This window comes from Nocardioides sp. N13(2025) (assembly GCF_051912545.1).
Taxonomy (GTDB): domain Bacteria; phylum Actinomycetota; class Actinomycetes; order Propionibacteriales; family Nocardioidaceae; genus Nocardioides.
In genome coordinates this window covers 1-19036 of the sequence record NZ_CP196809.1, presented here as the reverse complement: position 1 = coordinate 19036, position 19036 = coordinate 1, and the positions used below count along the sequence as shown (strand labels likewise).

Below are 19036 nucleotides of genomic sequence, written 5' to 3'. Positions count from 1 at the left end.
GCTAGATTCCACGCATGGTGATCCTCGGACTCGGCCTCATGATCCTCGGCGGCATCGCGATCCTCTCCGCGGTCTTCGTCAGCGAGCCCGGCTCCGGCGGCGAGCTGCTCGGCTTCGACGTGACGACCCTGGAGTCCTTCTTCGTCGGTGTCGCGGCAGGTGCCGCCATCCTCTGGGGCTTCTCGATCCTCAAGTGGGGCACCCGGCGCACCCTGGCGCACCGCAAGGAGCGCAAGGAGCTGACCGAGCTCAACGCGAAGCTCGAGCGCGTCGAGGCCGAGCGCCGCGACGACAACCCCGAGGCGAACCGCGACACCCTCTGAGGTCCGCGCCGAGGTACATCTCCGAGGCCGGGGCCGATCCTCGTGCCCTGACGCCGTGGCCATCGGCGTGTCGCCAGCGCTGTGCCGCGTGTCGTCGACGAGCGGCGTGCCGACCGGTCCCGCCGTGCGCAGCGCCGTCGGCGGCCTCAGCCCGGCCCGGCCCGCGCCTCGGCGCCCACTCGCACGTCCCGCCAGGGAACCCTGGGTCCGTCCACCGACACGGTGACGGTGACCTCGTCCCCGGCGACCTCGCACGACTCGAGCGCCGCGGCGTGGGCAGCCGCGATCCACGCCGCCTGCCGGCAGGCCTCGTCGAGGGTGGACGCGGCGCCGAGGGCGGCGAGATCGGCCGCGGCCTGGGCGCGACGTTGGGCGGTGACGAGGCCACCGGCGGCGGCGAGCCCGACCATCACGAACAGCAGAATCCCGGCCATCGCCACGACGAGCACCGTCGCTCCCCCGGCCTCCGGGCGGTGACCCGAACCGACCACCTGGCCGCCCAGCCGGCGGTCCTCCGCGCGCCAGCAGGATCCCGGCCGCCGGGGTCGGGGCCGCCACCTCACGACGTCTCGACCAGGGCGACCGCGTCGGCCGAGACGGTCGCACCCGGCAGCGAGGCGAGCAACCCGCCCGGCCCGTCGACCCGCGCGCTGACGGTGACGAGGACCTCGCTCTCGCCGACCTCGATGGTGACCCGTGACCCCTGGGGCGCGATCTGACGGGCCACGGCCTCCGCGGCGGATGCGTCGTCACCCCGAGCCACCGCGCGCGCCGCCTCCCGGGACGCGTCGATCACCTGCACCTGGGTCGCGCCGAGCGCCAGCATCCAGACGAGCCCGGCGGTCAGCGCGACGAGCAGCGGGATCCCCAGCGCCAGCTCGGCGGTCGCGGCCCCCTGCTCGCGCCTCGCGCGCAGCCCCATCACCCGATGCCGAGCAGGCTCATGACGTGGTCGAAGAGCCGGCCGAGCAGCTGGTCGCCGAAGCTGCCCGTGAGCAGCTTGTAGAGCAGGCCGGCGAAGCCGGCGCCGGCTGCCGTGCCGACGGCGTACTCCGCGGTGGTGATGCCCGACTCCGTGTCCGTGCCGTGCGTGTCGTGACGGTTGGTCCTCATCGATTCCCCTGACGTCGCGGGACTCCCGGTGAGCCCCGTCGGACACCACCTTCCGAGCGCTGGCGGGCGCGCGCACCCGGCACTGTCGGAGGGTGTGGAGGACCGCCGGACCGGGTGCCCTGTGGAGGCGAGGTGGCCCGTCACGGGGCGACCGAGCCGAACAACGAGGCCACGGTGGGCACCACACCGAGCAGGAGGAAGGCGGGCAGCAGGCACACACCGAGCGGCAGCGCGGCCGAGACGCCCACCCGCCGGGCCGCGTCCTCGGCCCGCGCGAGGGACTCCCGCTCGAGCTCGTCGGCGAGACGCTCCACGGTCTGGACGACGGAGGCGCCCGAGGCCTGCGAGCGGAGCATGGCCCGCGCGAGGGGCGCGAGGACCTCGTCCGACGCGATCGCACTCCACGCCTCGGCGCCGGAGGCGCCCCACCGGGCGCGCTCGACCACGGGGGCGAGCCGGTCGGCCGCGGGTCCGGGCAGCGCGGCGCAGACGTGCGCCAGGCCGGCGACGGGCTCGGCGCCGGCCTGCAACGACGAGGCGAAGAGGTCGATGAGGTGCGGCAGCGTGCGGGCCACCTCCTCGCGCTCGCGGCGGGCCGCGGGCGCCTCGGCCCGCGCCAGCACCCGGTGCGCGACCACCGCCACCACGACCGCCGCCACCGCGCCGGCCGGCCCGCCGACGAACAACCACGCACCCAGTCCGGCGCCCACCGAGCCCACGAGCCGCAGACCCACGAAGGACCCGGCGACCGACGCCTCGGCTCCCAGCCCGGCAGGTCCGAGAGCAAGGCGCCCGGCACCGAGGCGCCCCACCTTGAGGCACTGAGCATCGGAGGGGACGGCGACGAGGACCGCGACGGCTGCGCAGGCCGCGCTGAGCCAGCTCACGGTCCGGCCGCCCCGTCGGCCAGGCGCTCGATCCACCACAGTCCGAGGCCGATCAGGCCCAGACCGCAGACGAGGCACAGCCAGCCCACCGGCGTGCCCAGCAGGAAGGCCCACGGGTCGGACCCGGCGCCGGACCCCATCACCAGCACCGCCAGCGGCAGGCAGGCCACCAGCCGTGCCGTGGCTCGCGCGGACGCGAGCTCCGAGTCGACCAGCCGTCTGGTGCGGCGTCGGGCCCGCAGGCCGTCGCCGGTGCGCTCGAGCGCGGCCGCGAGGCCGTGGCCGGAGTGGTGCGCGACCTGCCACGCCCCCGCCACCCACTGCAGGTCGGCGGCGCCGCGCCGCTCCCACGACAGGCGACGCAGCACGTCGGGCACGTCGGCACCGAGGCGGGCCGCCTCCACCGCGGGGACCAGCGGCGGCCACCGCTCGCCTGCAGCGGTGAGGGCGGCATCGGGTGGTCGGCCCGCCGCGAGATCGGCGGCGAGGAGGTCGCAGACCTCCAGCACCGCGGCCTGGTCGGCAGCGACCTCCCGGCGCCGGCCGACGAACGGCACGGTCCGTGGCCACGTTGTGGCGGGTGGTCGAGCACGTGCGGTCGGCGAGCCGCCGGACGGCACGCAGATCGCCACCGCGGCGCCCAGCAGCAGGGCCGCGAGCCACCCACTCACCACGCGACCGACCCCAGCCGGGCGGCGAGCCCACCGGCGGCCGGACCTCGCACGACCCGGTCCGGCTCGAAGGTGGCCGCCGTGCGCAGGGTCACCAGCCCCGAGTCGTCCCGCTCGGGCACCGCCAGCTCCAGGATCCGGCGACGGCCGTCGCGACCTCGACCGAGGTGGACCACGACGTCCAGCGCCGACGCCAGCTGGCTGTGCGCCGCCTCCCGGGGCAGGCCCGCGGCCAGCGACAGGGCCTCGATCCGGGCCGGCACGTCCGCCGCCGAGTTGGCATGGAGCGTTCCGCAGCCGCCACCGTGGCCCGTGTTGAGCGCGGCCAGGAGGTCGACGACCTCGGCGCCTCGCACCTCGCCCACGACCAAGCGGTCGGGCCGCATCCGCAGCGCCTGGCGCACCAGCGTCTGGACGGAGATGTGACCGGCGCCCTCGATGTTGGGTGGGCGGCCCTCGAGCGCGACCACGTGCGGGTGGTCGGGCCGCAGCTCGCTCGCGTCCTCGACCAGCACGATGCGCTCGCCCGGGTCGACCAGCGACAGCAGCGCGGACAGCACCGAGGTCTTCCCCGTGCCGGTGCCACCGGTCACGAAGAAGGCGCACCGCGCGTCGACGACCTCCTCCAGCAGGAAGGCGCCGTCGGGCGGGAGCGCTCCCGCGTCCACCAGCTCGGGCAGCGTCCAGACCCGGGAACGTGGGACCCGGAGCGACACGACAGTGCCCGACCTCGCGACCGGCGCCAGCACGGCGTGGAACCGGGTGCCGTCGGGCAGGCGCAGGTCGGCGTGCGGGGTCGCGTCGTCCAGCCGCCGCCCGGCCGAGGCCGCCAGGCGCTGCGCCAGCCGGCGTACGGCCGCGTCGTCGGGGAAGGTCACCGCGACCCGCTCGAGCCCGCTCCCGCGGTCGATCCAGACGTCGTCGGGACCGTTGACCAGCACGTCGGTGACGTCGGGCAGCCGCAGCAGGTCCTCGAGGGGCCCGGCCCCGAGCACGTCGCGACGCAGCAGGTCGTGCACGGCGAGCACCGTGGCGTCGCCCACGGGTGAGCCGGACGCGCGCAGCGCCTCGGCCACGCGGTGGGGCGTGAGCTCACCGGCCGAACCCGCCAGCCGGCGGCGTACGTCGTCGAGGACCGCAACGGGCACAAGGGCGGGCGGGACCGGCGCGCTCATGCCGCGTCCAGGAGGTCGCGCGCCGCCCGGGCGAGCGGTCCCCGGCCGGCGAGCGGACCGAGCCCGCGGTCCACGGAGGCCGCGAGCCCACGCTGGTCGGCGACCGCCGCGACGACCGGGAGCCCCGTGACCCGCTCTGCGTCGGCATCACCCACCCCGCCGGGACGCAGCACCAGCCCGGCGCGGGTCTCGCGCCCGAGGTCGGCGACCAGCCGTGCGGTCGCGGCCAGGCCGGGGACGGTCGCCGGCGTGACGACCAGCAGGTCGTCGCACCTGTCGGCCAGCTCGCCCAGGGCGGCGGACTGCCGCGCCAGGTCGAGCACCACCAGGCCGTGCCCGCGGACGGCGGTCGGCAGCACCCGCCGCGCGGTCGGCACGTCGAGGCGTCGTCGCAGACCCGCCCAGGTGAGGACGCCGAGGTGGTCGCGCCGCGGCACCGCCTCACGCAACGCCCGCGCGCCCAGCCGGCCGGTGGTCTCGACGAGACCCTCCCACCGCACGCCGGCCACGTCCTCCATCCCGAGCAGGCGGTCGAGCCCGGGACCGAGCGGGTCGGCGTCGACCAGCAGCGTCGGCGCCCGCGCGGCGTGCCACTGGGCGAGCGCGCACGCCAGGGTCGTCGCCCCCGCTCCACCGGTGCCGCCGACCACACCGACCGTGCGGCCGGGCGAGCCGCGCTCGCCCACGTCGGCCACCGCGTCGACCAGCCACGCCGCGGCGTCGGGGAGGTCGATCACCGACGCGGCGCCGAGGTCCACGGCGTGGCGAAAGACCGCGTCACCGGGCGAGAGCCCGACGACGTGCACGCCCGTCCGGCGTGCTGGCGCAAGGCCTGCCACCGCCTCGGCCAGGTCGTCCCCGACCAGCACGAGGTCGGCCTCCCCCCACGACGCGAGCGACAGCCCCGGGTCGGCGCACACCTCGACCTCGACACCGGCTGCGGCGCACAGCGGGACGACGGCGTCGTGGAGGGAGGGCGATCGGGTCACCAGGAGGACGGGCATGCCCACGAGCGTCGACGACACCACCGACCGCGAGCACGCGCGTCGCGGAGGCCATGTGGACAACCAGCGACCCAGCGCTCCTGTGGACGCCCGGCGGCCCGGGACGCGGGGTCGGCGGCCCCTACGATGAGCGCATGACCCGCCCCACAGCGGCCTTCTTCGACCTCGACAAGACGATCATCGCCAAGTCGAGCACGTTGGCCTTCAGCCGTGAGTTCCAGGCGGGCGGCCTCATCTCGAGGCGCGCGATGCTGCGCTCGGCGTACGCCCAGTTCGTCTTCTTCACCGGCGGCGCCGACCACGACCAGATGGACAAGATGCGCCAGTTCATGTCGCAGCTGTGCGCCGGCTGGGACGTGGCCACGGTGCGCGAGATCGTCCACGACACGCTCAACAACATCGTCGAGCCGCTCGTCTACGACGAGGCCGTCAGCCTCATCGAGGAGCACCGGCTGGAGGGGCGCGACATCGTGATCGTCTCGGCCTCCGGGGCCGAGGTCGTCGAGCCGATCGGCCAGCTGCTCGGGGCCGATCGGGTGATCGCGACGCGGATGGAGATCGTCGACGGCAAGTACACCGGCAACATCGACTACTACGCCTACGCCGAGGAGAAGGCGCGCGCGATCCAGCACCTCGCCGCGACCGTCGGCTACGACCTCGCCGAGTCCTACGCCTACAGCGACTCGGTGACCGACGTGCACATGCTCGAGGTCGTCGGCCACCCGTTCGCGGTCAACCCGGACCGGGAGCTGCGCCGGATCGCCACCAGCAAGGACTGGCCGGTGCTGGCCTTCGTCCGTCCGGTCGCGCTGCGCCCCCGCGTCCCGCTGCCGCCCGCCAAGCCGACCCTCGCCGCGCTCGCCGTCGGGGGCGCCGTGGCCGCCGGCAGCATGTTCTGGGCGAACCGCCGACGCCGCGACGCGGGCGCCTGAGGCAGTTCCGCCCGATTCCCCGTGCACCCACCGCCGGGGTCCAAAGTCAAGGCTCCCAGGTCCTTGAAGGTGCCGTGCGGCCGGACTAGAACTGACTCAAGAACTCCACAAGCAGCACGTGTGTCAGGTACCCACGCGGCGATCCACCCATCCGATGGGGTGCTGGCCATTCGGGATCTGCCCGAGGCAGCGATTGAGAAGAGCACGCTTGGTAGCCACGACAACACGTGTCAGCGGCGGCACCCGATCCATGTGAGCGGGTGCCGCTCGCATGCGCCGGCCCGCTCGCCGCAGTCAGCCCCGCAGCGGTGAGGCCTCGGCGCCCGCCGCGAACGCCTCGGCCCCGTAGAGCGCCCAGGCGTGCACCCCACGCGGGCCGCCCTCGCTGTAGGCGCGCAGGTTGGACTCGTACGCCGCCCGGTGGGCCAGGTGCCCGGCCTCCGGCACGACCAGCGACTTGGCGTCGACGCCACGCGAGACCAGCACCAGGCGCTCCAGCGCCCGGGCCACGATCCCGTTGTGGGAGGCGAACGGCGCGGCCGTGGCCACGTCCGCGTGGGCGATCGCGGCGACCAGGAGAGCTGGCGCGTCGGTGCCGGAGAGCAGCAGCTCGGCGACGCCGCGCAGCCGGTCGGCCGAGGCCGCGTCGCGCGGACGCCCCAGCTGCTCGGGGTCGAGCGCGGCGGAGCCGACGACGGCGTGCAGCCGCGCGATGGCTTGCAGCGGGGCGGTCTTGAGCAGCGGCGCCAGCGCCAGCATCGAGGCCGACAGCCGCACCGCGTCGGCCGCGATCGCATCGGTCTCGCCCGCCCGCACCTGCTCGACCGTGGCGCTCGACCCCTCGAGCACGGCGCTCGCGTGGGCGCCGCGCAGCAGCGACTCCGCGGTCATCTCCGGCGACGTACGACGCAGGCCGCGGTCGCGCAGCATCACGTCGATCCCGTCACGGGTGCCGGCGTAGGCCGAGCGCACCCCTTCGAGGTCGGTGAGCCAGGCGAGCGGGTCGGTCATGGGGAGGACGGTAGTCGCGACAACTTCCGGGCCCGCCGCTGCGTCCCATCCCCGTCACACAGCCACTAGCGTCGCGACCGTCCACGCCCGTCCCACGAAAGCAGCCAGATGCGCCTCCTCCCCGTCCTCGCCACCGCCACCCTGGTGGCCACGCTCGCCGCCGTCGTCCCCTCGGCGAGCGCCGTCGGCGAGACCTGCCAGGGCGTCCCCGCCACGATCGTCGGGAGCACCGCCCAGCGCGAGCTGCGCGGCACCGAGGGGCCGGACGTCATCGTCACCCAGGGCTCGACCTTCGTCTGGGCGCTCGGTGGTGACGACCTGGTCTGCGTCACCGGCACCAACTGGTCCGCGAGGATCGACGCGGGCGACGGGCACGACGTCGTCGACGCGACCGGCGCCGGGTCCGGCAGCACGACCGTGCTCGGCACCGGCGCGGACCGCTTCACCGGCTCGAGGTTCGGCGAGTCGGTCACCGCGGGCACGGGCACGACCCAGTCCCTCGACACGGAGACGGACGTCATCGAGACCCGCGGCGACTACGACGACGTCGTCGTCTCCGGACAGGACGGTGTCGCCAACGCCGACCAGATCAGCCTCGGTCGCGGCACGCTCACGTGGCACGGGATCCCCACCCCGACCAGCGTCCTCGACGGCGGCAGGTACAGCCGCTTGTCGCTGGAGCTCGACACGCACGGCCGGGTCGTCCTCGACAACGTCGCCGGGACCCTGACCCAGGAGGGGCTGCCGACCCTGGCGATCCCCGGGTTCACCCAGTTCGACATCGTGACCCCCGACGGGTCCGGCCCGTTCCACTTCGTCGGCAGCGACACCTCGGAGGCCCTCGACCTCACCGCGTGGCGGTTCCTCGACCACCGGGTCGAGATGAACGGCGGCTCGGACCGGCTGCGGGTGCGCGCCGAGCACGAGCTCCACGACCTCACGGCGTACGACGGCGGCGCGGGCGCGCGGGACCAGCTCACGCTGACGATGCCGGGCCAGGAGGTGGTCGACCTCGACCTGGACCGAGGCCGCCTCACCACGGGCTTGCTCCAGCGGGAACGCACGACGTCTGCACGTGCCTTCGAGAGCGCCGGGGTGATGGCGCAGCGGGTCCGACTGGTCGGCACCACCCGCAAGAACACCCTCTCCGTCGACGCGTGCCGGGCCCGCGTGGAGGGCCTCGGTGGCCGCGACGTGATCTCCTACCTCCGCCAGGACACCGACGAGACGCTCCCGTGCCGCGGGCGGAGCGCGACGTTCGTCGGTGGAGCCGGCCGCGACGTGCTCAGCGGCACCCCGGGCCCCGACCGGTTGCTCGGCGGCTCGGGCAACGACGAGGCGCAGGGCCGGAAGGGCCGCGACGTGTGCGAGGCGGAGGAGCGGCACGGCTGCGAGGCCCGCTTGTAGCCTGTCCCCGATGAGCGACGAACTCCCTGACACCACCGCCCCTCCGGACCGGGCTCGCTCCTTCGGGTCGGTCGCCGAGGCGTACGACCGGGGCCGGCCGGCGTACCCCTCCGAGGCGGTGGCGTGGCTGGCGGGCGGGGAGGCCAAGGTCGTCCTCGAGCTCGGCGCCGGCACGGGCAAGCTCACCCGTCAGCTCGTGGACCAGGGCCACGCGGTCTTCGCGACCGAGCCCGACGAGGCGATGCTCGCGGTGCTGCGCGAGCGGGTGCCCGAGGTGAGCGCGAAGGTCGCGACCGCGGAGGAGATCCCGGCCAACGACCGCTCGGTCGACGTCGTGGTGGTCGCGCAGGCGTTCCACTGGTTCGACCACGAGGTCGCGCTGGCGGAGATCGCGCGCGTGCTGAAGCCCGGCGGCCATGTGGCGCTGGTGTGGAACAGCCGCGACGAGCGGATCCCGTGGGTGCGGCGGATGGGCGACATCCTCGGCCGCGAGGACCTCGACACCTCCTCGGCCCAGCAGCTCGTGCACAGCGGGCTCTTCGGCTTCATGGAGGAGGCGGCCTTCAAGCACTGGCAGGAGGTCAACCGCGAGTCGGTCCTCGACCTGGCCCGGTCGCGCTCCAGCTTCGCGACGATGGACGACGTGGCCCGCGAGGAGCGCCTCGCCGAGCTGCTCGCCTTCTACGACGACTACGGCCGCGGCATGGACGGGATGCAGATCCCCTACGTGACCCGGTGCTACCGGGCCGTCGTCACCGACCGGGACGAGCCCCCGACCGACGACGCCGAGGCGCCGCACGACGGTCCCGTGGTGAGCGACGGCACCGACACCGACATGCTGCTGATCGACTTCCGCTGACGGGCTGGCGGGGCTAGCGGCCGAGCACGCCGGACCCGGGCGGAGCCTCCTCGTCGAAGGTCCGCAGCAGCGCGGCGAGCTCCGCGCCCTCGGCCTTCATCGCCTCGTGGATGAGGTCGCGCCCACCGGGCTCCTCCTCGGGCGCCAGCCAGAGCTCCTCCCAGGTGAGGGTGCCGGCACGGGCCCGGCGGTGGAGGTCGCGGAAGTCGTACGGCGCCTCGTCCGCGCCGCTGATCGCGTCGAGGCGGGCGAGGATGCCCGGGTCGATCCCCTGCTCGCGGTCGCGGGCGCGGCCCTCGTCGATCATCTCGTCGATCTCGTCGAAGAGGGCGAACAGGCGGCGCTCGGCGTCGTCGGCCTGCAGCCGCTTCAGCACGTCGGCCGTGCGCTCCGCCGGCGGCGGGGTCGAGGCGTCGTAGATCTCCACGTCAGGCTCCTCTCGGCTTCCCGTGCGCGGGCGGGGCGTAGTACGGCGCGGGGAGGTTGGTGCGCCACCGGTCGTAGAGCTCGTAGTAGGCCTTGCTCGACACGCCCGGCTGCGGCGGCTCGAGCCATCGCAGGGTGGGGTCGGGCTCGCCGGTGATGGGGTTGCGCGGCACGTCGAGCGCCGGGTCGCCGGGGATGTAGGGCAGGTGCGCCATCCCCGGCGGCGGCGCGACGCACGCCTCGGCCCAGGACGGATCGATGTAGCCGCTGCCCGTCACGAGGTCGTCGCTCGCCTCCTCGACGGTGTCCTCGGCCTCCTGGCCCTCCTCGGACTGCGTGAAGTCGGGGTCGATGCCGTCGAGGATGTCGCTGATGTCGCCGAGGTCGGGCGGCTCGAGGTCCTTCAGCGGGGTGCCGATGTCGACGTACGGCAGCTGGTCGATCATCTCGGCGATCTCCTTGAAGGCGTCGAGGCGGTCGGCCTGGGTCTTCGCCCAGGCCTCGATCTCGTCCTTGAGCGCGAAGCACTGGTCGATGGCGGCGATGCACCACTTCACGTCGTCCACGACGTCGGTGATGACCGCGAGGCCGTGCTCGGCGAGGTCCTTGACCAGGAGCGCGGCGGACACCCACCCGCCCAGGAACCGCTTGCCGACCACCTTGGCGAGCTTGAGCAGCTTCTTGCCCATCTCGACGAGGGCCTTCTCGACCTGGATCGCGATGCGCTCGGAGACCGTGGCGATGGAGTCGAAGACCTTCGATCCCGAGCTCATGACCGCTCCGACGCCCTGCATGACCAGGTTGTAGGCCCCGAGGTGCGCGACGAACGAGGTGCTCACGTCGCCCTCGAACGCGAGGGCGGAGTTGGAGACCAGGGTGTTGAAGTTGTTGCCCCAGGTGGACATCCCCTGGCGCAGGATCTTGCAGGCCGCGCCGTTCTGCTGGATCCGGTAGTAGTTGCCCGACAACGGGAAGACGACGTACTCGTCGAGGCTCTTCTCGGTGAGGGTCGGCAGCCGCTCGGAGCGGCCCGCCTGCTCCAGCCAGCCGTTGACCTTCCTGATCCCGTCGTTGCAGGCGTCGCGGACGGAGTCGAAGCCGTCGCGGATCTCGCCGTAGGTCCGGTCGTGGCCGCGCACCCTCTGGGTGCCCTCCGGGGGCTCCTCCAGGACGGAGGCGACGTCGTCGATCTCGAACCAGGCCATCACTCACCCACCAGGTCGGTGTAGGCCTTCAGGTAGCCGTGCTGCTGGAGCCCGTCGGTCTCCTCGAGCTCCTTGGCCGAGACCGCGAGCGCCGCCACCAGCGCCTCCCACCGGGTGTCGAAGGTCTCGCGCAGGTCACCGAAGACGTCACCGAGGGTGTCCATCATGTCGGCGAGCGGCTTGAGGACGCACAGGTCGTAGTCGAAGCCCGACCGGTCGAAGACCTGCTCGCGGGCGTAGGTCTCGACGTCGCCGGCCTGGGCCCCCACCTTCTCGATGTCCTCGAAGAGCTTCTCCATGTTGCCCCACCGGATGATGAGCTCGTCCGCACCCACAGGTCCCCCTTGGTCGTTCGTGGATCGATCAGGTCAGTCGAAGTAGACGGCGAGGATCTGGCGCGCCATCTCGCCCAGCTCTGCGGGGTCGGCGTCCTGCGCCGCGACCGCCGAGACGACGACCTGCGTGTGCCGACCGTCCACCACCGTGCCGGCGAAGGCCGTCCTCACACTGGGCTGGAGGGCCACCACGGCCTCCTGCCCGCCGTCCAGCTCGACGGTGCTCGACTCGTAGACCCCTGCCGGCCTGGCGTAGCTCGCCTCCAGCTGCTCGAAGCTCTTCCCGGTGGGCTCGCCGCCCCAGGAGATCCGCAGGTCCACGCCGGGCAGGTTGCCGCCGCAGGTCGTGAGCCCCGTGCCGAAGTCGTCCACGCCCTCCACCTCGAACCCCGTCAGGCCGGCGAGCTGCTCGGGCGTGATCGCGCCGCACCAGGCCGTGGCGTCCGCCGGGTCCACGTCGGCCCCCGAGCCGGCGACCGGGGTCTCGACGGCCGTCTCCACCGGCGACTCCGACGAGGGCTCCGGCTCGGACGTGGTGTCGACGTCCTCCGGCTCGGGGTCGTCCGCACACCCCGCGCAGAGGAGTCCGACGAGGAGGGCTGCGCCCATCCTCCGGGCCACGGAACGTCGTTGCATGGTCCTCACTCTGCCCTCGCCCCGCATCGGTAAACCCCGACCGGCCGGGCGGGGCCTCGACGGTGCGGCCCCACCGGGGCCCGCCCCCGACTAGGGTCGCTGGCGTGGCGAGGTGGCGTTGGCGACGTACGTCGTTGGGTGGTGAGGCCGACCGTGCTGCCTTCCGCGCGCTGCACAACGCCTCGCTGGCCAGCCCGGCGCTGCGCGAGGGGCTGACCACGGCGAGCGCCGAGCGGTCCGTGCGCCACCTGCGCGCGCTGCTCGGCACCCCCGCCGCCGGGCTCGGCGACACCAACGGACTGCTCGCGTGGGACGGCCTCGGCGGCCACCACCGCAGCCAGCTCGCGGCCACGGTGCGCCAGGTCGCCGAGAGCGGACGGACCATGATCGTCGACGAGCGCACGCTGGTCTGCGACGACGGCGCATGCCCGGTGACCCAGGCGATCGTGAGCCCGCTCGTGGTCGAGGACACCCTCGTCGGGGCCCTGGTCGTCGGCACCCCGCACACCACCGGCGGCCTCGTGCGGGCGGCCGACGAGGTCGCGTCGTGGGTGAGCGGGCAGCTCGAGCTCGCCGAGCTCGACGCGTCGCGGACCCGGTTGATGGAGGCCGAGGTGCGCGCGCTGCGGGCGCAGATCAGCCCGCACTTCATCTACAACTCGCTCGGCGCGATCGCCAGCTTCGTGCGCACCGACCCCGACCGCGCCCGCGAGCTGCTGCTCGAGTTCGCCGACTTCACCCGCTACTCCTTCCGCCGCCACGGGGAGTACACGACGCTCGCCGAGGAGCTCCGGTCCGTCGAGCGCTACCTCCTGCTCGAGCAGGCGCGCTTCGGCGAGCGGCTCCAGGTCACGCTGCAGATCGCGCCGGAGGTGCTGCCCGTCGCGGTGCCGTTCCTGTGCATCCAGCCGCTGGTGGAGAACGCCGTACGCCACGGGCTCGAGGCCAGCGGCGACAAGGCGGACGGCGTCGGGCGGCTCTCGATCACCGCGCGCGACCTCGGCCAGGAGTGCCTCCTCGAGGTGGAGGACGACGGCACCGGGGAGGACCCCGAGCGCGTGCGGCAGGCGCTCGCCGGTGACGTGTCGATGGACTCGGTCGGGCTGGGAAATGTCGACGCACGGCTGCGCAACGCCTACGGCGACGACTACGGTCTGGTCGTCGAGACCGCGCCCGGCGCCGGCACGAAGGTGATCGTGCGGGTGCCGAAGTTCGCCCCGGGGGTTCAGGTATGACACCGCTGAAGGTGCTCGTCATCGACGACGAGCGACCGGCCCTCGACGAGCTGACCTTCCTGCTCGGTCGCGACCCGCGCATCGGCGAGGTCATGGGCAGCGACTCCGCCACCGAGGCGCTGCGGGTGCTGCAGGCCGAGGAGGTCGACGCGGTCTTCCTCGACATCCAGATGCCCGGCCTGACCGGGCTCGACCTCGCGCAGGTGCTGTCCCGCTTCAAGTCTCCGCCGCCGGTGGTCTTCGTGACCGCCCACGAGGAGCACGCGGTCGCCGCCTTCGAGCTGCGCGCGGTCGACTACGTCCTCAAGCCGGTGCGCGAGGAGCGCCTCGCCGAGGCCGTACGACGCGTGGTCGAGGCCGGCGGCCCGGCACCGTCGGGCGACGTGCAGATCCCGGTCGAGCGCGGCGGCGTGACCCGCTTCATCAACCGCTCCGAGATCACCCACGTCGAGGCGCAGGGCGACTACGCACGGCTGCACACCGCCGAGGGGTCGCACCTGGTGCGCACGCCGCTCAGCTCCCTCGCCGAGCAGTGGGCGCCGGCCGGCTTCGTGCGGATCCACCGATCCGTCCTCGTCGCGCTCCCCCACGTCCAGGAGGTGCGCAGCGAAGGCGGCCGGGTCAGCGTGGTGATCGGCGGGGTCGAGCTGCCGGTCAGCCGCCGGCACACGCGTGAGCTGCGGTCGGTGCTCACCCGGCGCGAGCCGCTCGCGTGAGGTCCGTGCCGTGAACGAGCAGCCGCCTCAGCGGGTCCGGGTGACCGGGCCGCCGCGGCGGCGCGCGGACGTCGTACGCACTCCGGGGACGCGGGAGATCGACGCGGAGACCGCGCTGGGCGAGGTCTTCATGCGCTCCCTGCTGCGCGAGCAGCTGGCGCTGGCGGCGCGGGTGCTGGTCGCGCTGGGGCTCACGGTCGGGCTGCTGCCGGTGCTGTTCCACCTCGTCCCCTCGCTCGGCGACGTGCGGGTCGGGCCGGTGCCCCTCGCGTGGCTGCTGCTCGGAGCCCTGACCTACCCGTGGCTGGTGCTGCTCGGTTGGTTCTACGTGCGCCGGGCCGAGCACAACGAGCGCGACTTCGCCGACCTCGTCGGGTCGGTCGCCCCGGACGAGCGCCCGTGAGGCTCACCGCGGTCAGCACCGACGTCGTCCCCGGCATCGTCGCGGTCGTCCTGGTCTCTCTCGCCACCCTCGCGATCGGCACCTGGGGGCTGCGGATCTCCCGCACGACCAGCGACTTCTTCGTCGCCTCGCGCACCGTCCGTCCGCGGCTCAACGCGAGCGCGATCGGCGGGGAGTACCTCTCCGCCGCCTCGTTCCTCGGGGTCGCCGGCCTGCTGCTGACCTTCGGCGCGGAGATGCTCTGGTACCCCGTCGGCTGGACGGCCGGCTACCTCGTCCTGCTGGTGCTCGTCGCCGCGCCGCTGCGGCGCTCGGGGGCGTACACCCTGCCCGACTTCGCCGAGGCGCGGCTGGGCTCGCGCGGGGTCCGCAAGCTCTGCTCGGTGCTGGTCGTCGGGATCGGCTGGCTCTACCTGCTGCCGCAGTTCCAGGGCGCCGGCGTCACCCTGCGCGCCACCATCGGTGCCCCCACGTGGGCCGGGTCGCTGGTCGTCGCGCTGGTGGTGCTCGCGTCGGTGAGCCCCGGCGGGATGCGGTCGATCACCTTCGTCCAGGCCTTCCAGTTCTGGCTGAAGCTCACCGCCCTGCTCGTCCCGATCTTCGTCCTCCTGGCCGTCTGGGCCTCCGACGGCGCCGCCGACCCGACCCACGCGGCGCCCGCGGCGTGGTCGGTCCCGCTGGCCGCGCCCGGTGGCGGCATCGGGCTCTACACGACGTACTCCCTCATCGTCGCGACCTTCCTCGGCACGATGGGGCTGCCGCACGTGGTCGTGCGCTTCTACACCAACCCGGACGGCCGGGCCGCACGTCGTACGACGCTGGCGGTGCTGGTGCTGCTGGGCATCTTCTACGTCCTGCCGCCGCTGTACGGCGCCCTCGGCCGGATCTACGCGCCCGCGCTGGTGTCGGGTCGTTCCGACGTGCTGGTGCTCGAGCTGCCGTCCTTGATGGTCGGCGGGCTGCTGGGCGCCGTGCTCACGGGGCTCGTGACGGCGGGCGCCTTCGCGGCGTTCCTGTCGACGAGCTCAGGGCTGACCATCGCCGTGGCCGGCGTGCTCTCCCAGGACGTCACGGGCCGGCGCTGGGGGCGCTACCGCCTGGGCGGGGTGGCGGCGTTCCGCGTCGCGGCGGCCATCGCGGTCGTCGTACCCCTGCTGATGTCGCTGCCGGCCCAGGACGTCGCCGTCGCGCGGACCGTCGGCCTGGCCTTCGCGGTGACGGCCTCGACCTTCGCACCCCTGCTGATGCTCGGGATCTGGTGGCGGGGCCTCACGCCGTACGGCGCGGTCGCGGGGCTGCTGGTGGGCGGGCTGGGGTCCGGGGTCGCGGTCACCTGGACGCTCGCCGCCTCGCACTCGCCCGGGTGGACCACCGCGCTCCTGGGCCAGCCCGCGGCCTGGTCGGTGCCCGCGTCGTTCCTCACGATGGTCGTGGTCTCCCGGCTCACCCGGTCCTCGGTCCCCGCCCACGCCGGGCGCTTCATGGTCCGCCTCCACACCCCCGAGGCCGTCGACCTCCAGCGCTGAGCGGCCGACTTGACCCTGCACCATGGTGCGGGGTCCAGGCTGCCGCCATGACCACTTCACCCAGCACTCCTGCGGCCCGCGTCATCCGGGCCTCCGCCGTCTACGACCTCGTCGTCACCGCCGGCTTCGCACTCCCGGTCACCGCCGCGCTCGCGCTCGGCTCGATGGGCGATGTCCACCGGGCCCTCGGCCTGTCGGGCGCCGTCCCGGTGGCCGACGACGCCTTCACGATCCTGCTCGCCAACCTGCTGGGCAGCATCGTCTCGGTCTGGGCGGTGCTCCGCATCCTGCGGCCGGAGCCGGTGCTGGGCGCGGCGGCCACGGTCGCCCGGCTGCTGTTCTCGACGTGCTTCGCGTGGGCGCTCACGCAGGGGGCGTCGCCGGTGCTCGTCGCCTTCCTCGTCCCCGAGGTCGCATGGGGCATCGTGCAGGGGGCGGTCGTCGTCCGCGCGCTCGGAGCGGAGCGCCGTACGCTCGCGCCATGCTGATCTCCGAGCTGGCCGCCGCCGGGGGCGTCAAGGTCTCGTCGATCCGGTTCTACGAGCGTCGGGGGCTGCTCGCGGCGCCGCACCGCACCAGCGGTGGCTACCGCGAGTACGACGACGCCGACGTGACCCGGGTGCGCTACCTCAAGCGCGGCCAGGAGCTCGGTTTCACCCTCGCCGAGCTCGGAGCGCTGCTCGAGGTGACAGGTGTCTCCGGGCCGCTCTCGGGCGAGGTCACCGCCCTCGGGCGGGCCAAGCTCGTCGAGGTCGACCAGCGGATCGCCGACCTGGTGCGGATGCGCGCGGCGCTGGCCGGGCTGCTGGACGCCCAGTGCGTCGAGCCCGACGTGCCGTGCCCTGTCATGGGTGCGCTGGCGAGCTCGGAGGCGTTCGCCTGAGGCGGAACTCATTGCCGTCCGGATCGGCCATCTCGATGTCGTCACCGCGCGCGACCACAGAGGCGCCGAGCGACACCAGCCGCTCGACCTCGGCGCCGAGGTCTTCCGCGACCAGGACGAAGTGCATCCGGTTGCGGGCGGGGCGCTCGTTGAGCGGCGGACCGCCCCAGGCGATCTTCATGCCGCCCTCGGGTGGCTGGATCGCGGTCTCGCCGTCCTCGTCGTGCACGAGCGGCCACCCGAGCGCCTCGCTCCAGAAGACTCCGACCTCTCGCGTGCCGTCGCAGGCCAGCTCGCCGAGGAACCCCGTGCCGGCGAGCCAGTCGTTGGTCTCCTCGATCACGCAGAACTCGTTGCCCTCCGGATCGGCGAGGACGACGTGGGCCTCCTCGGGCAGCTGGCCGACGTCGAGGTGCGAACCGCCCAGCTCGAGCACGCGGGCGACGGTGGCCTCCTGCGAAGCGGTGTAGCTGGTGAGGTGGAGGTGGATCTGGTTGAGCAGGTCATGCGGCAGGTCGGCGTGCTCGAACGACAGCCGCATGGGCGCGTCGGCGTCCGGCAGCAGGTCGAGCCCCGAGCGCTCCCAGCCGAGCAGGTCGCCCCAGAACGACGCGAGGACTTCGGGATCCGAGGCAAGGACGGTCAGCGCGTGCAGTCGGGCAGCCATCCCGGCAGCGTAGGCAGTCACGCCGGGCGCTGGTCAGCACGGCTACGTCGGATCAGACTCGGACGGTGACGCGAAACCGGTGGCCCCTCTGGGTCGTGGGCGTCCTCGCCGCGATCCTGCTCGTCCTCGTGGTCCTCTACGGGGGAGGCGGTGACGGCGGCCTGGGGAACGGCAGCTACTGATCGCGCCGGTTGTACGCCCGCGGCGGGCGCGGTGCTCTCGCTCAGGAGGCCAGAGTGAGCGCTTGGGCGAGGCGGAGCTCGGCGGGTGAGTAGTGGTCGTTGTGCCTGCCGGGTAGTGGCGGTGCGGTCGATCTCAGGATGCGGAGATGCTCGGTCGCGCCGTGGACCTCGTGGGGTCCGGTGTCGGGTGTGCTCGCGACCCAGGAGGCCCAGCCGGGGGTCTCCTTGAGGTAGTTGCAGCGTTCGCAGAGGCCTTGTCCGTTGTGGGCACTGGTGGGTCCGCCGTCGCTGGCGCGCACCACGTGGTCATGGTGCCGGATCGGGGCGTTGCAGCCGGGCGTGCGGCACAGTCCGCCGTCGCGCAGCTGGATGAGCTCGGCCAGGGCGGGCGGGAAGGTGCGGCTGTGCGACTCCATGGCGATGAGGGCCCGGTCGGCGGGGCGGACGAAGAGGCGGCGCAGGGTCGCCTTCGCCGCCGCCGAGGCGGCGCGGACCAGGTCGCTGCAGAGGCCGGCGGGCAGCCATCCAATCCCGGGCACGTGGCCGGGCTCGTCGCCCTCGAGCAGTGACTCGAAGGCGATCACGAGGTTGACCCGGACCGGGAGCGGCTGGACGGGGTCGTGCCCGGTGATGCGGTGCACGAGGGTGTCGGCGCGGACCTGCCCACCGGTGCGCTCGTCGCCGGCCGCCCGAGCTGCCGCGGCTGCGTCGTCGAGCACCGCACGCACGGCGGCGAGGTGCTCGACCGAGACGATCGCGGTGACCCGGCCGGTGCCGTCGTCGAGCTGGCGGGTGGTGACATGCCGGTCGGCGCGGGCCCGGCGGTGGCGGCGGGTCTCGGCGTCAGCGGCGACGGCGAGGCAGGAGCGGCGTACGGCTTGGCGGAGCTTTTCGTCGCCGAGGACCGCGAGCCCGCCGGGGGTGGCACCCAGGTCCGCGTCGACCAGTCTGCGCTGGTGGGAGTCGAGGTGGGCCACCCCCCGGGCGACTGCGAAGGCCTGGTCCTCGCAGATCTCGCCGCGACCAAGCGCGTCGTGGACGCCGGGCAGGTCGTCACGGAGCCGACGCGAGAGCAGGACCCGCTGCTCGCCCCGGTGGGGGCTGGTGCGGACGGCGAGCGCGACCTCCGCCCCGATCGACATCCCACGAGGAGGCCGCCTCCGGCCGTCCGCAGGCACATCGTCGGCAGCCTCCACCGTGTCGGCGAACGAGGCGGCGATCACCACTTGGGCGGCGGCGGCAGCTGACTTGATTCGCTCGAGCGCATCGAGCTGGTCGAGCAGGGCGACCGGAAGGTCCGCGGCGGACATGCCCGCCAGCACGTCGGCCAGGGCGTGCAGCTCCTCGGCCGACCAGGAGGTCTCGGGCTGAAGGGCGTCGGTGGTCGCTGTCATCCTAAGCTTCCACCTCCTCTCCCCGGAACCTAGAGTACGAACGTAT

General features: G+C 73.8%; 24 protein-coding genes. 10 read left to right on the top strand and 14 right to left on the bottom strand.

Going from position 1 to position 19036, the window contains the following annotated elements; translation table 11 throughout:
- The first annotated feature begins 14 nt into the window (after positions 1-14).
- Positions 15-323, top strand: coding sequence for a hypothetical protein (locus ACS3YM_RS00120; protein WP_439938022.1), 309 nt, complete (start codon positions 15-17; stop codon positions 321-323).
- 146 nt (positions 324-469) lie between these two features.
- Here ACS3YM_RS00120 and ACS3YM_RS00115 read toward each other — a convergent pair whose 3' ends face one another.
- The 7 genes from ACS3YM_RS00115 to ssd all read right to left on the bottom strand — a co-directional run bounded on the left by ACS3YM_RS00115 (position 470) and on the right by ssd (position 5173).
- Positions 470-814, bottom strand: a complete 345-nt coding sequence (locus ACS3YM_RS00115; RefSeq protein WP_439938021.1) for an Rv3654c family TadE-like protein — start codon at positions 812-814, stop codon at positions 470-472.
- Positions 815-882: 68 nt separating this feature from the next.
- Complete coding sequence (locus ACS3YM_RS00110) at positions 883-1245, bottom strand: TadE family type IV pilus minor pilin (RefSeq protein WP_439938020.1); 363 nt, start codon at positions 1243-1245, stop codon at positions 883-885.
- Positions 1245-1436, bottom strand: a complete 192-nt coding sequence (locus ACS3YM_RS00105; protein WP_439938019.1) for a DUF4244 domain-containing protein — start codon at positions 1434-1436, stop codon at positions 1245-1247. Before ACS3YM_RS00105 ends, ACS3YM_RS00110 begins: the two co-directional genes overlap by 1 nt.
- A gap of 140 nt (positions 1437-1576) precedes the next feature.
- Positions 1577-2323, bottom strand: a complete 747-nt coding sequence (locus ACS3YM_RS00100; RefSeq protein WP_439938018.1) for a type II secretion system F family protein — start codon at positions 2321-2323, stop codon at positions 1577-1579.
- On the bottom strand, positions 2320-2994 hold the full coding sequence (locus ACS3YM_RS00095) for a type II secretion system F family protein (RefSeq protein ID WP_439938017.1): 675 nt from the start codon (positions 2992-2994) through the stop codon (positions 2320-2322). The genes ACS3YM_RS00100 and ACS3YM_RS00095 overlap by 4 nt, the downstream gene beginning before the upstream one ends.
- Positions 2991-4169, bottom strand: coding sequence for a TadA family conjugal transfer-associated ATPase (locus tag ACS3YM_RS00090; protein ID WP_439938016.1), 1179 nt, complete (start codon positions 4167-4169; stop codon positions 2991-2993). The genes ACS3YM_RS00095 and ACS3YM_RS00090 overlap by 4 nt, the downstream gene beginning before the upstream one ends.
- On the bottom strand, positions 4166-5173 hold the full coding sequence (gene ssd, locus ACS3YM_RS00085) for a septum site-determining protein Ssd (RefSeq protein ID WP_439938015.1): 1008 nt from the start codon (positions 5171-5173) through the stop codon (positions 4166-4168). The genes ACS3YM_RS00090 and ssd overlap by 4 nt, the downstream gene beginning before the upstream one ends.
- A gap of 134 nt (positions 5174-5307) precedes the next feature.
- On the opposite strand from ssd, the gene ACS3YM_RS00080 reads away from it, so the two are divergent.
- Positions 5308-6105 (top strand): HAD family hydrolase, encoded by a 798-nt coding sequence (locus tag ACS3YM_RS00080; RefSeq protein ID WP_439938014.1) that lies wholly within the window; start codon positions 5308-5310, stop codon positions 6103-6105.
- A 294-nt stretch (positions 6106-6399) separates the two neighbouring features.
- On the opposite strand, the gene ACS3YM_RS00075 is transcribed toward ACS3YM_RS00080, so the two are convergent.
- Positions 6400-7116, bottom strand: coding sequence for an oxidoreductase (locus ACS3YM_RS00075; protein ID WP_439938013.1), 717 nt, complete (start codon positions 7114-7116; stop codon positions 6400-6402).
- A gap of 108 nt (positions 7117-7224) precedes the next feature.
- Between ACS3YM_RS00075 and ACS3YM_RS00070 the strand changes: the two genes are divergently transcribed.
- Entirely contained in the window at positions 7225-8523 is a 1299-nt protein-coding gene (locus ACS3YM_RS00070; RefSeq protein WP_439938012.1) for a hypothetical protein, read from the top strand.
- Between the two features lie 10 nt (positions 8524-8533).
- Positions 8534-9382 carry a class I SAM-dependent methyltransferase gene (locus ACS3YM_RS00065; RefSeq protein ID WP_439938011.1) on the top strand — a complete coding sequence of 283 codons (849 nt, stop codon included), beginning with the start codon at positions 8534-8536 and terminating at the stop codon, positions 9380-9382.
- A gap of 13 nt (positions 9383-9395) precedes the next feature.
- On the opposite strand, the gene ACS3YM_RS00060 is transcribed toward ACS3YM_RS00065, so the two are convergent.
- From ACS3YM_RS00060 to ACS3YM_RS00045, 4 genes are read right to left on the bottom strand one after another with little or no spacing between them, the layout of a single operon-like run.
- A complete protein-coding gene (locus ACS3YM_RS00060; RefSeq protein ID WP_439938010.1) occupies positions 9396-9809 on the bottom strand; it encodes a hypothetical protein in 414 nt (137 codons plus the stop codon).
- Position 9810: 1 nt separating this feature from the next.
- Positions 9811-11013, bottom strand: a complete 1203-nt coding sequence (locus ACS3YM_RS00055) for a hypothetical protein (RefSeq protein ID WP_439938009.1) — start codon at positions 11011-11013, stop codon at positions 9811-9813.
- Positions 11013-11348 carry a hypothetical protein gene (locus ACS3YM_RS00050; protein ID WP_439938008.1) on the bottom strand — a complete coding sequence of 112 codons (336 nt, stop codon included), beginning with the start codon at positions 11346-11348 and terminating at the stop codon, positions 11013-11015. Before ACS3YM_RS00050 ends, ACS3YM_RS00055 begins: the two co-directional genes overlap by 1 nt.
- 33 nt (positions 11349-11381) lie before the next feature.
- The gene (locus tag ACS3YM_RS00045) at positions 11382-11984 is read right to left on the bottom strand and encodes a hypothetical protein (protein ID WP_439938007.1); all 603 of its coding nucleotides are present in this window, start codon (positions 11982-11984) and stop codon (positions 11382-11384) included.
- Between the two features lie 104 nt (positions 11985-12088).
- Here ACS3YM_RS00045 and ACS3YM_RS00040 point away from each other — a divergent pair, with 104 nt between their 5' ends.
- From ACS3YM_RS00040 to ACS3YM_RS00015, 6 genes are read left to right on the top strand one after another with little or no spacing between them, the layout of a single operon-like run.
- Positions 12089-13219 (top strand): sensor histidine kinase, encoded by a 1131-nt coding sequence (locus tag ACS3YM_RS00040; protein WP_439938006.1) that lies wholly within the window; start codon positions 12089-12091, stop codon positions 13217-13219.
- On the top strand, positions 13216-13935 hold the full coding sequence (locus tag ACS3YM_RS00035; protein ID WP_439938005.1) for a LytR/AlgR family response regulator transcription factor: 720 nt from the start codon (positions 13216-13218) through the stop codon (positions 13933-13935). The genes ACS3YM_RS00040 and ACS3YM_RS00035 overlap by 4 nt, the downstream gene beginning before the upstream one ends.
- A gap of 10 nt (positions 13936-13945) precedes the next feature.
- Positions 13946-14338: a hypothetical protein gene (locus ACS3YM_RS00030; RefSeq protein WP_439938004.1), complete on the top strand. Its 393-nt coding sequence runs from the start codon at positions 13946-13948 to the stop codon at positions 14336-14338.
- On the top strand, positions 14335-15864 hold the full coding sequence (locus tag ACS3YM_RS00025; RefSeq protein ID WP_439938003.1) for a sodium/solute symporter: 1530 nt from the start codon (positions 14335-14337) through the stop codon (positions 15862-15864). Before ACS3YM_RS00030 ends, ACS3YM_RS00025 begins: the two co-directional genes overlap by 4 nt.
- Before the next feature lie 47 nt (positions 15865-15911).
- Positions 15912-16352 carry a hypothetical protein gene (locus ACS3YM_RS00020; protein ID WP_439938002.1) on the top strand — a complete coding sequence of 147 codons (441 nt, stop codon included), beginning with the start codon at positions 15912-15914 and terminating at the stop codon, positions 16350-16352.
- Positions 16346-16747: a MerR family transcriptional regulator gene (locus ACS3YM_RS00015; RefSeq protein ID WP_439938001.1), complete on the top strand. Its 402-nt coding sequence runs from the start codon at positions 16346-16348 to the stop codon at positions 16745-16747. The genes ACS3YM_RS00020 and ACS3YM_RS00015 overlap by 7 nt, the downstream gene beginning before the upstream one ends.
- Here ACS3YM_RS00015 and ACS3YM_RS00010 read toward each other — a convergent pair.
- Together ACS3YM_RS00010 and ACS3YM_RS00005 are read right to left on the bottom strand one after the other, a co-directional pair.
- Positions 16710-17414, bottom strand: coding sequence for a VOC family protein (locus ACS3YM_RS00010; RefSeq protein WP_439938000.1), 705 nt, complete (start codon positions 17412-17414; stop codon positions 16710-16712). The genes ACS3YM_RS00015 and ACS3YM_RS00010 overlap by 38 nt on opposite strands.
- 223 nt (positions 17415-17637) lie before the next feature.
- Entirely contained in the window at positions 17638-18990 is a 1353-nt protein-coding gene (locus tag ACS3YM_RS00005) for a DUF222 domain-containing protein (RefSeq protein WP_439937999.1), read from the bottom strand.
- Positions 18991-19036: the final 46 nt, after the last annotated feature.

What these genes read in the sequence shown, in the direction of transcription:
- ACS3YM_RS00120 (WP_439938022.1), top strand. Translation starts at nt 15, where the DNA reads ATGGTGATCCTCGGACTCGGCCTCATGATCCTCGGCGGCATCGCGATC.
- ACS3YM_RS00110 (WP_439938020.1), bottom strand. Translation starts at nt 1,245, where the DNA reads ATGGGGCTGCGCGCGAGGCGCGAGCAGGGGGCCGCGACCGCCGAGCTG.
- ACS3YM_RS00105 (WP_439938019.1), bottom strand. Translation starts at nt 1,436, where the DNA reads ATGAGGACCAACCGTCACGACACGCACGGCACGGACACGGAGTCGGGC.
- ACS3YM_RS00090 (WP_439938016.1), bottom strand. Translation starts at nt 4,169, where the DNA reads ATGAGCGCGCCGGTCCCGCCCGCCCTTGTGCCCGTTGCGGTCCTCGAC.
- ssd (WP_439938015.1), bottom strand. Translation starts at nt 5,173, where the DNA reads ATGCCCGTCCTCCTGGTGACCCGATCGCCCTCCCTCCACGACGCCGTC.
- ACS3YM_RS00080 (WP_439938014.1), top strand. Translation starts at nt 5,308, where the DNA reads ATGACCCGCCCCACAGCGGCCTTCTTCGACCTCGACAAGACGATCATC.
- ACS3YM_RS00075 (WP_439938013.1), bottom strand. Translation starts at nt 7,116, where the DNA reads ATGACCGACCCGCTCGCCTGGCTCACCGACCTCGAAGGGGTGCGCTCG.
- ACS3YM_RS00070 (WP_439938012.1), top strand. Translation starts at nt 7,225, where the DNA reads ATGCGCCTCCTCCCCGTCCTCGCCACCGCCACCCTGGTGGCCACGCTC.
- ACS3YM_RS00065 (WP_439938011.1), top strand. Translation starts at nt 8,534, where the DNA reads ATGAGCGACGAACTCCCTGACACCACCGCCCCTCCGGACCGGGCTCGC.
- ACS3YM_RS00055 (WP_439938009.1), bottom strand. Translation starts at nt 11,013, where the DNA reads ATGGCCTGGTTCGAGATCGACGACGTCGCCTCCGTCCTGGAGGAGCCC.
- ACS3YM_RS00045 (WP_439938007.1), bottom strand. Translation starts at nt 11,984, where the DNA reads ATGCAACGACGTTCCGTGGCCCGGAGGATGGGCGCAGCCCTCCTCGTC.
- ACS3YM_RS00035 (WP_439938005.1), top strand. Translation starts at nt 13,216, where the DNA reads ATGACACCGCTGAAGGTGCTCGTCATCGACGACGAGCGACCGGCCCTC.
- ACS3YM_RS00020 (WP_439938002.1), top strand. Translation starts at nt 15,912, where the DNA reads ATGACCACTTCACCCAGCACTCCTGCGGCCCGCGTCATCCGGGCCTCC.
- ACS3YM_RS00015 (WP_439938001.1), top strand. Translation starts at nt 16,346, where the DNA reads ATGCTGATCTCCGAGCTGGCCGCCGCCGGGGGCGTCAAGGTCTCGTCG.
- ACS3YM_RS00010 (WP_439938000.1), bottom strand. Translation starts at nt 17,414, where the DNA reads ATGGCTGCCCGACTGCACGCGCTGACCGTCCTTGCCTCGGATCCCGAA.
- ACS3YM_RS00005 (WP_439937999.1), bottom strand. Translation starts at nt 18,990, where the DNA reads ATGACAGCGACCACCGACGCCCTTCAGCCCGAGACCTCCTGGTCGGCC.